Annotated in this window: 14 protein-coding genes; 9 read left to right on the forward strand and 5 right to left on the reverse strand. The window is 62.1% G+C overall.

Annotated elements, in window-relative coordinates; translation table 11 throughout:
* Window positions 1–7 precede the first annotated feature (7 nt).
* The 6 genes from VOI22_RS03715 to VOI22_RS03740 all read left to right on the forward strand — a co-directional run bounded on the left by VOI22_RS03715 (window position 8) and on the right by VOI22_RS03740 (window position 4,393).
* Entirely contained in the window at window positions 8–658 is a 651-nt protein-coding gene (locus VOI22_RS03715) for a DUF2459 domain-containing protein (protein WP_323795231.1), read from the forward strand.
* A 100-nt stretch (window positions 659–758) separates the two neighbouring features.
* On the forward strand, window positions 759–1,526 hold the full coding sequence (locus VOI22_RS03720; RefSeq protein ID WP_323795232.1) for a 5-oxoprolinase subunit PxpA: 768 nt from the start codon (window positions 759–761) through the stop codon (window positions 1,524–1,526).
* Between the two features lie 111 nt (window positions 1,527–1,637).
* A complete protein-coding gene (locus VOI22_RS03725; RefSeq protein ID WP_323795233.1) occupies window positions 1,638–2,516 on the forward strand; it encodes an alpha/beta hydrolase in 879 nt (292 codons plus the stop codon).
* Between the two features lie 49 nt (window positions 2,517–2,565).
* Entirely contained in the window at window positions 2,566–3,033 is a 468-nt protein-coding gene (locus tag VOI22_RS03730) for an L-2-amino-thiazoline-4-carboxylic acid hydrolase (RefSeq protein ID WP_323795234.1), read from the forward strand.
* Window positions 3,034–3,152: 119 nt separating this feature from the next.
* Entirely contained in the window at window positions 3,153–3,644 is a 492-nt protein-coding gene (locus VOI22_RS03735) for a PAS domain-containing protein (RefSeq protein WP_323795235.1), read from the forward strand.
* Window positions 3,645–3,715: 71 nt separating this feature from the next.
* A complete protein-coding gene (locus VOI22_RS03740) occupies window positions 3,716–4,393 on the forward strand; it encodes an arylsulfatase (RefSeq protein WP_323795236.1) in 678 nt (225 codons plus the stop codon).
* Window positions 4,394–5,734: 1,341 nt separating this feature from the next.
* On the opposite strand, the gene VOI22_RS03745 is transcribed toward VOI22_RS03740, so the two are convergent.
* From VOI22_RS03745 to ruvX, 5 genes are all read right to left on the reverse strand, one after another.
* Window positions 5,735–6,958 (reverse strand): hypothetical protein, encoded by a 1,224-nt coding sequence (locus tag VOI22_RS03745; RefSeq protein ID WP_323795237.1) that lies wholly within the window; start codon window positions 6,956–6,958, stop codon window positions 5,735–5,737.
* 77 nt (window positions 6,959–7,035) lie between these two features.
* Entirely contained in the window at window positions 7,036–7,950 is a 915-nt protein-coding gene (locus tag VOI22_RS03750) for an amidohydrolase family protein (protein ID WP_323795238.1), read from the reverse strand.
* Window positions 7,951–8,114: 164 nt separating this feature from the next.
* Window positions 8,115–8,381: a hypothetical protein gene (locus VOI22_RS03755; protein ID WP_323795239.1), complete on the reverse strand. Its 267-nt coding sequence runs from the start codon at window positions 8,379–8,381 to the stop codon at window positions 8,115–8,117.
* 297 nt (window positions 8,382–8,678) lie between these two features.
* Window positions 8,679–9,656 (reverse strand): glycosyltransferase family 9 protein, encoded by a 978-nt coding sequence (locus VOI22_RS03760; protein WP_323795240.1) that lies wholly within the window; start codon window positions 9,654–9,656, stop codon window positions 8,679–8,681.
* A 50-nt stretch (window positions 9,657–9,706) separates the two neighbouring features.
* Window positions 9,707–10,168, reverse strand: coding sequence for a Holliday junction resolvase RuvX (ruvX, locus tag VOI22_RS03765; protein WP_323795241.1), 462 nt, complete (start codon window positions 10,166–10,168; stop codon window positions 9,707–9,709).
* Window positions 10,169–10,260: 92 nt separating this feature from the next.
* Here ruvX and gatC point away from each other — a divergent pair, with 92 nt between their 5' ends.
* Genes gatC through gatB form a run of 3 tightly spaced genes read left to right on the forward strand, consistent with a single transcriptional unit; the run spans window position 10,261 to window position 13,500 of the window.
* Window positions 10,261–10,548, forward strand: a complete 288-nt coding sequence (gatC, locus tag VOI22_RS03770) for an Asp-tRNA(Asn)/Glu-tRNA(Gln) amidotransferase subunit GatC (protein ID WP_028465293.1) — start codon at window positions 10,261–10,263, stop codon at window positions 10,546–10,548.
* On the forward strand, window positions 10,548–12,032 hold the full coding sequence (gene gatA / locus VOI22_RS03775) for an Asp-tRNA(Asn)/Glu-tRNA(Gln) amidotransferase subunit GatA (protein WP_323795242.1): 1,485 nt from the start codon (window positions 10,548–10,550) through the stop codon (window positions 12,030–12,032). Before gatC ends, gatA begins: the two co-directional genes overlap by 1 nt.
* Window position 12,033: 1 nt before the next feature.
* The gene (gatB, locus tag VOI22_RS03780; protein WP_323795243.1) at window positions 12,034–13,500 is read left to right on the forward strand and encodes an Asp-tRNA(Asn)/Glu-tRNA(Gln) amidotransferase subunit GatB; all 1,467 of its coding nucleotides are present in this window, start codon (window positions 12,034–12,036) and stop codon (window positions 13,498–13,500) included.
* The last annotated feature ends 37 nt before the right edge of the window (window positions 13,501–13,537 follow it).

The following is a 13,537-nucleotide window of genomic DNA, read 5'->3' on the forward strand; positions in this document are numbered from 1 at the left end:
GTCGGGAATGCAGAGATGCGTAGCATGGTGGAGTGGCCTCCTCGCAGGAATATGCCTTCTGCTTGTGGCTGCAGGAACGTCCGAGCCTGCGGTCGCAAAAGATGTCGCTGTGGTCAATATCGGCTGGCACACCGGTATTGCCCTGAAAACCGCCGACATTGATCGTGCGCGTATTCCCGAGAGCGAAACCTTTGAGAATTTCAGCTGGATCGAGTTCGGATGGGGTGACCGTGATTTCTATCAGACCCCGGACCCGGATATTTCCGTCTATTTCTCGGCGGCTTTTGTAGGCACCCCAACCGTGATGCATCTGGTCGGCCTCCCGATCGGTCCGGAGGATTATTTCCGCTCTTCGGAGGTTGCGGTCTTTTCCGTGACGGATTTGGAGCATGCACGTTTGCAGGACTACATCGCGGGTTCCTTCGTGCGGCGGGATGCCGGCCGTGCTCCGGCCATCGCCTACGGCCTCTATCCCGACAGTCTTTTCTATGAAGCGAACGGCTCCTTCAGTCTGGCGAACACATGCAACAGCTGGGTTGCCAGAGGGCTGGCGGTTGCCGGATTGATGGAGTCCGGTGACGGAATTGTCACGGCGGGATCCGTGATGGAGGCCTTGCGTTCCGCGCTGGAACGCCGCCGGACTGTTGTGGAACGCTGATGCGTTCAGCCCATCGGCCAGCGTTGCATTGATATGGTCGTTCCGTCCAGACCGACGGACCGCTATCCTCACCATCCTCGTCCAACCGGAGTCTGAAAACATGCGCGTCGATCTCAATTCCGATCTCGGGGAAAGCTGGGGTGCCTACGAGCTGGGTGCCGATGCGGACATGCTGTCGATCGTCTCCAGCGCGAACGTCGCCTGCGGTTTTCATGCGGGCGATCCGAATGTGATGCGGGACACCGTGATCCGGGCGCGGGACGGTGGTGTCGGCATCGGCGCGCATCCGGGCTATCTCGATCTCTGGGGCTTCGGGCGCCGCAAGATCGCCGGTGACAGCCTGGCCGATCTTGAGAAGCAGACCGCCTACCAGATCGGTGCCCTGATGGGGCTTGCCGCTCTGGAAGGGGTGAAGGTGACCCATGTGAAGACCCATGGCGCTCTGGGTAATCTGGTGGCCGAGGACGACGGTGTGGCCGGAGCCGTCGCCAAGGCCGTGAAGTCGGTCGATCCCGAGCTGATCCTCGTCGTCATGCCGGGCATGGCGACGGAACGCGCCGCAGAGGCCGCGGGCCTGCCCATGGCACGTGAGATCTTCGCTGACCGGGCCTATCAGGATAACGGCAATCTGGTGCCGCGCAGCGAGCCCGGCGCCGTGATCCATGACGCCGAAGCGGCCGCCGCATCCGTCCTGGCCATGCTGGAGGAAGGCGCTGTCATCACCAAAAGCGGCAAGCGCATCAAGGGCCGGATCGACACGATCTGCGTGCATGGCGACAATCCGGCGGGCGTGCAGATGGCACGGGCACTCCGGGCATCGCTGGAGGCGGCGGGGATAGAGATCGCGCCGTTCCACCACTTCCTCTGACACCGCGACCCGCGCCGCTGCAGGAACAGTTCATTCGCAATCCGGCCCCTTGGGCGCCGCCCGTCGATCCTGCATAGTCACAGTCAACCAATAAGGAACGGGGAGGCTGGAATGGGCTATGTGAAGACGGATGACGGTGTGTCGCTCTATTGCGAGACGACCGGTGAGGGGACGCCTGTCGTCTTCGTGCATGAATTCGCCGGAGACCATCGCAGCTGGGAGCCGCAGGTCCGGGCGCTGTCCCGCTACTACACCTGCATCACCTACGGCGCCCGCGGCTATCCGCCGTCGGACGTGCCGGAAGACCCGGCGCACTATTCGCAAGCCCGGGCGCGGGACGATATCAGGGCGGTGCTGGATGCCATGGATATCGAGGCGGCGCATATCGTCGGCCTCTCCATGGGCGGTTTCGCCACGCTGCATTTCGGCCTCGCCTATCCGGAGCGGGCCCTGTCGCTCGTCGTCGCGGGCTGCGGCTACGGTGCGGACCCGGACCGGCGGGACGATTTCAAGAAACAGTCGAACCTGCTCGCGGACAAGATCGAGGGCGAGGGCATGGACAAGGTGGCGCCCGTCTACGCGCTGGAGCCGGCCCGGGTGCAGCTCCAGAACAAGGACCCGCGCGGCTGGGCGGAATTCGCGGCCCAGCTTGGCGAGCATTCCACCAAAGGCTCCGCCAACACCCTGCGCGGCGTGCAGGCCAACCGGCCGTCGCTCTGGGAGCTGCGGGAGCAGATGGCGGCGCTGACCGTGCCGACCCTGATTGTGAACGGGGACGAGGACGAAAGTTGCCTTGAGCCGGGCCTGCTGATGAAGCGCACCATCCCGTCCGCCGGGCACGCCATGTTCCCGAATACGGGCCACACCCTCAATATCGAGGAGCCGGCCCTGTTCAACCGCACCATTCTCGACTTCTTCCACGAGGTTGAGGCCGGCCGCTGGGGCCTGCGCGACCCGCGCTCGCTGAAGGGCGGCACGCTTGGTCGCTGAAGAATTGGGCCGCTAGAGAGCCGGGCCGCTAACACACCGGAGACACGTCATGACCGACCTTCCCATCATCGAGCTTCGCCGCATCGAGGCGAATGTGATCAAGCCGCTCTACGAGGAGATGGTGGCGGAGGTCGGCGCGGCGGCGGCGCAGAAGATTATCGGCAACGCCATCCGCAAGGCCGCCATCGCCCAGGCCCGCACCTTCGCCGAACGCGACGGCCCGGACCGGGACATGCGCAGCTTCCAGGAGCTCTACAGCCTCTGGACCCATGGCGGGGCGCTGGAGACGGAGGAGCTGGAGCGGACGGAAGACACCTTCCACTTCAACGTCACCCGCTGCCGCTATGCCGAGATGTACAAGGAAATGGGCCTAGGAGAGATCGGCCACCTGCTGTCCTGCAACCGGGACGGCAGCTTCTGCGAGGGGTATTCGGACAAGATCACGATGGAACGCGGCCAGACCATCATGAGCGGGGCGAGCCATTGTGATTTTCGGTATCGGTATGAAAAGAAATAATCAACTAATGGAGAGACAAATAATACCGTGGATTGAGTTTTCGAAGGGTAAAGGTCTGGCAATCCCGGGAGTGACGCTGCACCATGAACCCAGGGGCGGGTCACTGAACCGGATCGAACATGCATGAACACCCGAGTCTCTCGTGCGCCAGGGATATCAGGGAACAGGCGCAGACGGCCGCGGTGCGTGAACTCCTCTCCCACTGGATCGCCATCCATCCGGGCGACCGTATCCCGTCGCGGGCGGATTTCGATCCACTGGCCGTCCCGAGAATTCTGCCGAACCTTGTGCTGACCGACGTGGAGCGGAACCCGTACCGCTTCAGAGTGCGTGTCATGGGGACCACAGTCGTCGAGGCGATGGGCGCGGATTTTACGGGTCAGTATCTCGACACGGTCTGGCCGAATGCCGACGAGCAACTCCTCGTGCGACATCGGGTTGAGGTTGTGGAGTCGGGCTTGCCGAATTACAGGTATGGCGTGTCGCCGACCAAGTTCAGGCTGGATTTCGCAGCCCTCGAACGGGTGTTCCTGCCGTTCGCATCGAATGGCGAGGATGTTGATGTGATCCTGAGCGCCATCGTCTACATGCAGCCAGGCCTGGAGAGATGAAGGGCGGGTCGGTCAGAGAGCGCGCGAATTGAATTGTGTCCCCGTAAGAGCCCATTTTCCGGAACTCAAAAATGTCCAATCCAGTCCGCATTTCCCTGATCCACGCAACGCCCCTCGCCATAGCCCCGATAGAGGCGGCGTTCCGGGAAATCTGGCCGGAGGCCGGGATCCGCTCGTTGCTGGACGAGGCTCTCTCGGTCGACCGCGCGAAGGAGACCGACTTGACGCCTGATCTGGCGGCGCGGACCGTGGCGCTCGCGCGCTATGCTGAGGGAACGGGGCCGGCGGGCATCCTCTACACCTGTTCGGCCTTTGGCGAAGCGATAGAGGAGGCCGCGCGCACATCGCCGCTGCCGGTCCTGAAGCCGAACGAAGCCATGTTCGAGGAGGCCTTCGGCCACGGAACGCGTGTTGCGATGATCTACACCTTCCCGGCGGCGGTCGAGGGCATGGCGGAGGAATTCCGCGTCGAGGCCGCGCGGCGCAATTCCGGAGCACGCCTGACGACGGTCTTCGCGGAGGGCGCGCGGGAGGCGCTGGCTGGCGGCGACGCCGAAACCCACAACCGCCTCATCGCCGAGGCGGTCGCCCGCACAACGGACGCGGATGTCTTCCTGCTGGCCCATTTCTCCATGGCGCCAGCCGCCCCGGACTGCCGCGTCGTGACCGACCGGCCGGTGCTGACCGCTCCCGAAGCGGCGGTGCGGATGATGAAGGCGTTGGTTGAGGCGCGGCTGCGGTCAGTCTGACTGGCTTTTTCGTCGAATGAGCTGGGTGAGGGAAGTAAGACTTGGGCTTTTGGGGCCGTGAATTAAGTCGTGTGTCCCCTTAATTCCCCCGTGAATTAAGTCGTGTGTCCCCTTAATTCCCCTTAATTCTGAATTCGTGTCACTTTAATTCGAGGTCCATCTCCCGGTAAACTTCGGCAAAGCGACTGCGACTTCAACTACCACTGCGAAGCAAAAAGGGACTCCGAGTGTTCTGCCACCTCCCTCAGGTGGCAGAACCCCGCGACATGTACTTTTAGTCTTAGCGTTGTGGGTAAGCGTTAAACACTCGAATGGTCCGCACGCCATCCTGCGTCCGGTCGCTGTATAGAAACGAGGCCCTATTTGTGGTTATACATTGACCATTCGGGGCTCCGGCCGGACGGGTGTAGCCGACATCGGCCGCCAAAGTGGCGTACATACGGTGAGAATCCGGGCTGTTCCCGTCAACAATGTTGCACGAGTGGCGTTGAGCAAGCGCCACGCAAAGTGCCTGGAGCGAGGCTCTCACTGTGGCAGTATTTCCGCCGTCGGCACATGTGTCGGTGTTTAGCTGGCTTTGCCCGCCTTCCGCGCTGCACGTGGCCTGCCTGTCGTCCGTTCCGATACAATGTGCTGCTGCATGACCCATTGCATCGTCAGGGTAGTAGACGTCATTTGTGCAAAGGTCATTGACGGGAAGGTTGCAGGCGGCATTGGCGGAAGTGCCCGGAATTGCTGCAAGTCCGGTGAGCAGCGCGACCACGAGGAGGGGGCTGGTCGGCCCGGCAAATTTTTGAATCATTTTCTCTATCCACGAATAAGTTTATTAAAAAGCACCTATAAGTAGCGTGAATAAAAAAATACTCAATGTCAACCGGCGAACGCGCATCGGCGTCAGACTCCTTCGGCCAGAGATTCAGTTGTCTCACCTGGAAGACGCGGTTGGAGGAAAGAACGCCCGGACGTTTGAAAAGCGCGTCATACATAATTGCGAAGAACTTGTCGGTTTCATCGCCGGAATAGTGGCGTGCGGATAAACCGATATATCGCCGCCGGCGATTTAGATACGCTATTCCTGACTGGCCCGCGGCGCCGGCACCGCTTGTAGAGCGCGCGCGAATTAAAGGGACGCGAATTAAAGGGACACGCTACTTCGAATTAAAGGGACACGCTCGAATTAAAGGGACACGCTACTTAATTGTCCCCATTCACCCAACCTGCTCCATCGAGATCTCCCGCTCGAACAGTCGTTCCGCATTCCCTTACGCGATCTTCCGTGCCGCCTTCTCGGGCAGTTGAGCCAGCCCCAGTCGCCGTCAGCTCCGTCGCGGCTCAAGCGCTTCAGCTCTCCGCGTCGGCCGCGCCTTCCTGCTCCGCGATGACCAGGAACTCGCTATCGGCGAGTGGCCGGTGGCGGGAGGTGCCGGCGCGCTGGCTGCGGGTGAGAATGCGGCCAACCTGCTCGGGTGTTGCCTTCAGGCCGTATTCCGCCAGTTTCTGGAGGACGGCGCCGGAATCGCTCCACTTGCCGATGACCAGCTCCGCGGTCCGCCCGACGACTTCCGGCTCGAACGGGAAGGCGAAGCGGCGTTCGTCCGCCGCGGTGAATTCGGTGATGGCGCGCCATTGCTCGTAGCGGAACGCGCCCTTGCCGACGATAGGCTTATAATAGTCGATCGGCAGGCCGCTGATGCTCTCGACGAGCTGGCACACCTCCGGCAGCCGGTCCAGCTGCAGGCCCGTCTCGGCGCCGTAGATCATTTTGAGCGCCGCCGCGACCGACTCCATGGCGGCGTTTCCGGCGCGATAGCCGATCCTGTTGATCGAGACCTGAAGCACATCGGCGCCGCCCTCGTAGCCGCCAAGCACGTTCGCGACGGCGAGGCCGAAATCGTTGTGGCAATGGACTTCGACTTTCAGGCCCGTCTGTTCCTTCAGATGGCTGACCAGGAAGCGGATTGCGGCGGGCCGGGCGATGCCCTGGCTGTCGACAACGGTCACGTAACTGGCGCCTTCCGCCTCCGCGGCCTTGGCGGCGCGGGTGATGTGGTCGAGGTCGGCGCGGGTGGTCTCCGGCATGAACAGGTTCACGACACAGCCCGCCGCGCGGGCCGCCCGAACCTCCTCGATCATCTTCTCGAACTGCGCTTCGCGGTTGGTCTTGAAGACGTGGCGCTGCATCTCGTCGCCGATATGGTACCAGACCATGACATGCCGCACGCCGAGCTCGAGCGCCTTCTCGACCCGTCCCGGCTGCCAGGTGACCCAGAAATCCATGCCGAGATCCCGGCGCATGATCTCGCGAATGACTTCCTGCCAGCCCGGCACCGTCAGGAAAATCTCGGTGCGCTTGATGCCGAGGCGGGCCAGTGCCTCGGCGATCTTCACCTTGTCCGCCGTCGTGAAGGCGAGATCGGCAGATTCCTCGCCATCGCGGAGTGTCAGGTCGTGCAGTTCGACCTTGCGGGGCGGTACGGCGATCGCCGGATCGAAATTATGCCGGCTGGTGGCCCAGCGGGGGCCGTTCCAGGGTTCACTCTCCGTGTTCTCACGCGTCTTCGACATGGATTTCCCTCCCTTTTGCCCTCAGGTCTTCATGGCCTGTTTCGGCAGCGTCTGCGGCATATTTGGAACGGTGACGGCTATCGCGTCCCGATTTGCTCCATCGAGATCTCCCGCCCGAACAGCCGCTCCGCATTCTGGTAGGCGATTTTCCGCGCCACGTCCTCGGGCAGTTTCGCGAGCCAGGCACGGTTCGAGTCCATGATGGCGGAATAGTTCTCCCATTGGCCGTTGACCCAGGTATCGCTGCCCACCATCAGCCGGTCCTGGAAGGCGAAGATGATCTTTTCCCATTCCGGGTCGAGCGTATCGCCATATCCGAGAATGGCGTGTTCCCTGAGTGATGTGTCGGCGATCAGGGTGGGGAAGTCGTGCATCAGGCTGTAGACCGTCTCCGCCGGCTCGCCGAGGCCGGCATGGGCCCAGATGATCTTGACCTCGGGGTCGAGGCTGTACAGCCAGCGCACGGGTTCCGCATCGGAATGCACATGCAGGTAGATATCCCGTTCCTTTGCCATGCCGATCACGGTGCGGAACATCGGCTCGTCGGAGGTGTCGAGCCTGTGGATGTGGAACTCGCCGATGCCCTCATGCGGATAGGTTTCCAGCCGCTTCAGCAGGTAATCCTCCATACCGGATGCCTTGGCCCAGTTCGAGGAATTGGCATTGGCGTGATAGGGGCGCAGTTCGGGAACAATCCGGTTTGGCGCGTATTCCCACAGCATGATGGTGCCCTCGTCGGGCGTTGAGGAGACGAGGGCCATGGCAACGCCGTTCTTGTCCATCAGCTCGACGATGCTCTCGACGGGAAATTGCTCCCATGCGGGTTCTTTGTAATGCACATGGGCATCGAAGAGTGGCAGCTCGTTAACGGCGTCTCCGATGGGAGTGGTGTCATGCGCCTTTGCGGGTGATTGCCCGAGCAGGGAGGTCAGTCCGATGGTCAGCCCTGCGGTCAACCCGATTGCCAGTCTCATGGATGAAATGGAACGCAAGGCAGTCTCCTCTACGGCGATCACTTTGGCGCGGTCTGGCCAATAGAATATACGCTGCGGCCTGTTGGTCCAGCTGTTCGCACTTCCGGGGGAGTTGAGGGGACACGAAATATGCTTCCTGCACGGGCGCATTCTGTTTCGTGCCCCTGAACGGCTATTCCGTCCTATTCGGACGCGACCATTCCACGCGCGATGATGAGCAGATCATCCGCGTACTGATATGCGCCGTCCTTGCAGCGTTGAGCGGCAAGCTCAAGCAAGTCGTCAAAGGCCGCCGCGGATTTGGGGCCAAGATCCGGGTTTCCCGCGCGGGCCTCCTGCGTATCCGTAATCGCGGCCTCGCAGGCTTTCAGGGTGGTGATTGTCGTCGAGTTTTTCCCGGCGGAATATGCGGATCCGCCTTGCGTGACGACGATAGCAGCGGCAACCATGAGCAATCTTGTTAAAGACACCATCATACTTCCCTCTCTGCGTCCGTGACATTCACTGAGCACGTGACGTGCTCATGAGATAATCACTAGCAAGCGGAAGATAAGGGGCGATTCCGCCCGGAAGTAAAAGAATCCGGAACGTGTTTTCTGCGCTTGCGTTTTATGTTCCGCGACGGCTGACAGGCCTTGGCCTGAAGCGTCATTCCGGCAGGAGAGCGGGGGCACAGGTGATCGTGGCGCTGTGTTTTATGCTCCCTGGGTCCCGTATCAAGTGCGGGATGACGGTCCGGTGTCTCGTTAAGCGGCGTGGCCGCCTGCGAACAGTCCCTTGGCCTCAAGCTCTCCGATTTTGGCAAGGACATGCTCGACTTCAATCCCGTCCATCAGCGTCGAGACCGTCGAGGCGTCTTTATTCAGGCGGGCCATAAGCGTCTCGGCGTTGTCCGGAGTGCGGACGACGAAGCCGTTTTCGCCCCAGGGTCGGTAATGCTGGTCCTTGGTCGGGCCGAACAGGCCGATGGTCGGGATGCCGGAGGCGGCCGCGAGATGCATCATGGCGGAGTCGTTGGCGACCATCAGACGGCAGCGTTTCAGCAGCTCGTAGGTCGAGAGGATATCCAGACCGAAGGCGTCGATCACTCGTCCGCTACCTGGGCCACCATTTTGGCTTTCGAGCAATGCCGCTCCCGCCTCCCGCTCGTCGGGGCCGCCAACGAGCACGATCTCGGCGCCGGGCGCGAAGGCTTCCATCTGCCGAATACGATCCGCAAGCGCCGCGAACCGGTCTGCGGCCCAGGTCTTGCCGATCCAGTTGGCGCCGACGGCAAGCGCAACAGGGTTTTTCGCCCCCGCCAGCAGCGTGTCCGCCGCCTCCCGGTGTTCCGGCGCGGTCCAGATCTTCGGGTCCAGTGACGACAAGCCGAACATCGAGGCGTTCAGCTCCACACGATGCCGCCCGGTCCGGTCCTTCGGGACGCTGTAGCGTTTTCCGGCCAGTAGCAGCCATGGCATGGCCGAGCGGCGCAGATCGACGACGACGCGCCACTTCCGGGGGGCCATGGCCTGCCAGAGCTTCCACCAGTGCCCGTGATTGCGCTGCTTTTTGATGACATGCAGCGCCTCCAGGTTCGGTACCTCGCCGAACACCTTCGAGGCCGGGCCGCCACAGGCGATGGTGATGCCGTCATCGGGGTACTGTTCATGCAGCCAGGCGAGAATCCCGGTCGAGAGAATCGCATCGCCGATCCGTGTGGAGGTAATGAACAATATCGACATCGGGTCTCTCTGGTTTTGGTCTTGTCGCGGTATTCGGAGTGCTGTTTGGCTCAGTCCGGTATCGTGTCCAGCGCGGCCTGCAGGATATACGCGGCGGCGAGCTGGTCCACTCGGGCCGCGCGCTTCTTCCGTGTCATGTCCGCGTCGATCATTGCCCGTTCGACGGCCATGGTACTCATTCGCTCGTCGAAAAAGGCGACCGGCAAGTCGATGCGCAGGATCAGCTCGCGGGCGAAATCGCGGGTCGATTGGCAGCGCGGGCCCTCGGTGCCGTCCATGTTCAGCGGCAGGCCGATCAGGAAGGCGCCGACATTGCGTTCCTCAACGATCCGGGCCAGCTCTTCCGCATCCTTGGTGAATTTCCGGCGCTGGATGGTGGTGATCGGGGAGGCGACGCGCAGGAACGGGTCGGAGATGGCGATGCCTATGGTCTTGGATCCGAGGTCCAGCCCCAGAATACGGGTGAACTTGGCCATCATTCCTGGCAGGTCGGCGGGGTTGCAGAATGTCATGTCTGGGTGATACCTTCGCCACCGTTTTGCGGCTCTGTGCTTGGTGTATGGGGCTGCCGCGAATTTCCGAATATTACGGAGAGCCTTATCCGATGTCGCTTGACAAAGCCACTGTCGCGAAAATCGCGCATCTCGCGCGTATCAAGACCGACGACGCACAGCTGGATGCCATGGTCGGTGATCTGAACACTATTCTCGGCTTCGTAGAGCAATTGAGCGAAGTGAATACGGACAATGTCGAGCCGCTGGCGAGCGTCACGGGGCACGGCCTGCCGCTGCGCGCCGACGTGGTGACCGACGGCGCCTATCCCGAGCGGGTCCTGGCGAATGCGCCTGACCGGGCACATGGCTATTATGCTGTTCCGAAGGTGGTCGAATAATGAGCGATCTTCTCTCTCTCAGCCTGACCGAGGCGCGCGACGCGCTGAAGGCGAAAAAAACCTCCTCTGCCGAGCTGACGGACGCCTATATCGGCGCCATGGAAGCGGGCAAGAGCCTGAATGCCTTCATCACGGAGACGCCGGACAAGGCGCGGGCGATGGCCAAGGCGTCCGACGAAAAGCTCGCCAAGGGCGAGGGCGGGGCCATGGAAGGCCTGCCCATCGGTATCAAGGATCTGTTCTGTACCCAAGGCGTGCTGACCACGGCGGCCTCGCATATCCTCGACGGCTTCAAGCCTGAATACGAATCGACGGTGAGCCAGAATCTCTGGAACGCTGGCGCCGTGATGCTCGGCAAGCTCAATCTCGATGAATTCGCCATGGGCTCCTCGAACGAGACCAGCCATTACGGAGCGGTCGAGAACCCGTGGCGCCGTTCAGGCGGAGATAACGCGAAGCTGGTTCCGGGCGGCTCCTCCGGCGGGTCCGCTGCGGCTGTGGCGGGGCGCCTTGCGATTGCCGCGACCGGAACCGATACCGGCGGCTCGATCCGTCAGCCGGCCAGCCTGTGCGGCATCGTCGGCATCAAACCGACCTACGGGCGTTGCTCGCGCTGGGGCGTTGTGGCCTTTGCCTCCTCGCTCGACCAGGCCGGCCCGCTGACCCGGACCGTCTCCGACGCCGCCCTGATGCTGGGCGCCATGGCCGGGCACGATCCGAAGGATTCCACCTCGGCTGACCTCGCCGTTCCGGATTTCGAGGCGGCGCTGACCGGCGACATCCGCGGTATGAAGATCGGCATTCCGAAGGAATACCGGGTCGACGGCATGCCGGACGAAATCGATGCGCTCTGGCAGAAAGGCGCGGCAATGCTCCGGGACGCGGGTGCGGAGATCGTCGATATCTCCCTGCCGCACACGAAGTACGCGCTGCCGACCTACTACATCATCGCGCCGGCGGAAGCCTCGTCCAACCTGGCCCGCTATGACGGCGTGCGCTACGGCCTTCGGGTCGATGGCGACAGCCTGAGCGAGATGTACGAGAACACCCGCGCCGAAGGTTTCGGCGACGAGGTGAAGCGCCGCATCCTGATCGGCACCTACGTGCTGTCGGCGGGCTATTACGATGCCTATTACCTGAAGGCGCAGAAGGTCCGGGCGCTGATCCAGAAGGATTTCAACGACGCCTACCAGTCCGTCGATGCGATCCTGACGCCGACCGCGCCGTCCGCGGCCTTTGCCATCGGCGAGAATGAGGACGATCCGATCAAGATGTATCTGAACGACGTCTTCACCGTGCCGGCCAGCCTGGCCGGTCTGCCGGGCATTTCAGTGCCGGTCGGGCTCTCCGGAGAAGGTCTGCCGCTCGGCCTGCAGGTGCTGGGCAAGGCCTTCGACGAGGAAACCGTCCTCAAGGTAGGTGGCGTTCTGGAACAGGCGGCGGGCTTCGATGCCCTGCCGGGCTTCCTTGCGGGAGGGAAGTGAGATGACTGCGGAAAAATCCAACCTCATCACGGGTAACACCGGAGACTGGGAGATCGTCCTCGGTCTCGAGGTGCATGCCCAGGTCACATCCAACTCCAAGCTGTTCTCCGGCGCGGCGACCACCTTCGGCTCCGAGCCGAACAGCCAGGTGTCGCTGGTCGACAGCGCCATGCCGGGCATGCTGCCCGTCATCAACGAGGAATGTGTCCGCCAGGCCGTGCGCACCGGCCTCGGACTGAATGCCGCGATCAACCGCTTCAGCGTGTTCGACCGGAAGAACTATTTCTACGCGGACCTGCCGCAGGGCTACCAGATCAGCCAGTTCAAACAGCCGATCGTGGGAGAGGGCGTAATCACCGTCGATCTGCCGGGCGGGCGGTCCAAGTCCATCGGAATCGAACGACTGCACCTGGAACAGGATGCTGGCAAGTCGATCCACGACCAGAGCCCGACCAAGAGCTATATCGACCTGAACCGCTCCGGCGTGGCGTTGATGGAAATTGTCTCCCGTCCGGACATGCGGTCGGGAGAAGAGGCAGCGGCCTATGTGAAGAAGCTGCGCTCCATTATGCGCTATCTCGGCACCTGCGACGGCAACATGCAGGAAGGCTCAATGCGCGCCGATGTGAACGTCTCCGTCCGAAAGCCGGGCGATGAGCTCGGCACCCGCTGCGAGATCAAGAACATGAACTCGATCCGCTTCATGCAGCAGGCCATCGAGTACGAAGCACGCCGTCAGATCGAGATCATCGAGGACGGCGGTACCATCGATCAGGAAACCCGCCTGTTTGACGCCAACAAAGGCGAGACACGCTCCATGCGGTCGAAGGAAGAGGCGCACGATTACCGCTACTTCCCGGATCCCGACCTGCTGCCGCTGATTTTCAGCGAGGAGTTTGTCGAGGCGGAGAAAGCCAAGCTACCGGAATTGCCGGACGCCAAGAAGGCGCGCTTCATCGCGGACTTCGGGCTGAGCCCGTATGACGCCGCTATCCTGGTGGAAGAGCAGGAGACGGCGGCCTTCTATGAGAAGGTGGCGGACGGACGCGACCCGAAGCTGGCCGCAAACTGGATGATCACCGAGCTGTTCGGCAACCTCAACAAGGCGGGCAAGGGTCTCTCGGACTCGCCAGTCGACGAGGCGAAGCTGGGCGGGCTGATCGACCTGATCACCGACAATACGATCTCCGGCCGTATCGCCAAGGACGTCTTCGCGGAGATGTTCGAAAGTGGCAAGGACGCGCCGACAATCGTCGAGGAAAAAGGCCTGCGTCAGGTCACGGATACCGGCGCGATCGAAGAGTTGATCGACAGCGTTATGGCGTCCCAGGCGGAGAAGGTGGCGGAATACCGCTCCGGCAAGGACAAGCTGTTCGGCTTCTTCGTCGGTCAGGTGATGAAGCAGAGCCAGGGCAAGGCCAACCCGGCCATGGTCAACGAGTTGTTGAAGAAGAAACTCGCCGGCTGATCCCGGATATCGAACTTGATAAAAAAAGGCGGTCGGT

The sequence above is a fragment of the Nisaea sp. genome (assembly GCF_034670185.1).
Classification (GTDB): Bacteria; Pseudomonadota; Alphaproteobacteria; order Thalassobaculales; family Thalassobaculaceae; genus Nisaea.

Excerpts from the sequence above, each read along its gene's own strand:
- VOI22_RS03715 (WP_323795231.1), top strand. The coding sequence starts at position 8 with ATGCAGAGATGCGTAGCATGGTGGAGTGGCCTCCTCGCAGGAATATGC.
- VOI22_RS03720 (WP_323795232.1), top strand. The coding sequence starts at position 759 with ATGCGCGTCGATCTCAATTCCGATCTCGGGGAAAGCTGGGGTGCCTAC.
- VOI22_RS03725 (WP_323795233.1), top strand. The coding sequence starts at position 1,638 with ATGGGCTATGTGAAGACGGATGACGGTGTGTCGCTCTATTGCGAGACG.
- VOI22_RS03730 (WP_323795234.1), top strand. The coding sequence starts at position 2,566 with ATGACCGACCTTCCCATCATCGAGCTTCGCCGCATCGAGGCGAATGTG.
- VOI22_RS03735 (WP_323795235.1), top strand. The coding sequence starts at position 3,153 with ATGCATGAACACCCGAGTCTCTCGTGCGCCAGGGATATCAGGGAACAG.
- VOI22_RS03740 (WP_323795236.1), top strand. The coding sequence starts at position 3,716 with ATGTCCAATCCAGTCCGCATTTCCCTGATCCACGCAACGCCCCTCGCC.
- VOI22_RS03745 (WP_323795237.1), bottom strand. The coding sequence starts at position 6,958 with ATGTCGAAGACGCGTGAGAACACGGAGAGTGAACCCTGGAACGGCCCC.
- VOI22_RS03755 (WP_323795239.1), bottom strand. The coding sequence starts at position 8,381 with ATGGTTGCCGCTGCTATCGTCGTCACGCAAGGCGGATCCGCATATTCC.
- VOI22_RS03760 (WP_323795240.1), bottom strand. The coding sequence starts at position 9,656 with ATGTCGATATTGTTCATTACCTCCACACGGATCGGCGATGCGATTCTC.
- ruvX (WP_323795241.1), bottom strand. The coding sequence starts at position 10,168 with ATGACATTCTGCAACCCCGCCGACCTGCCAGGAATGATGGCCAAGTTC.
- gatC (WP_028465293.1), top strand. The coding sequence starts at position 10,261 with ATGTCGCTTGACAAAGCCACTGTCGCGAAAATCGCGCATCTCGCGCGT.
- gatA (WP_323795242.1), top strand. The coding sequence starts at position 10,548 with ATGAGCGATCTTCTCTCTCTCAGCCTGACCGAGGCGCGCGACGCGCTG.
- gatB (WP_323795243.1), top strand. The coding sequence starts at position 12,034 with ATGACTGCGGAAAAATCCAACCTCATCACGGGTAACACCGGAGACTGG.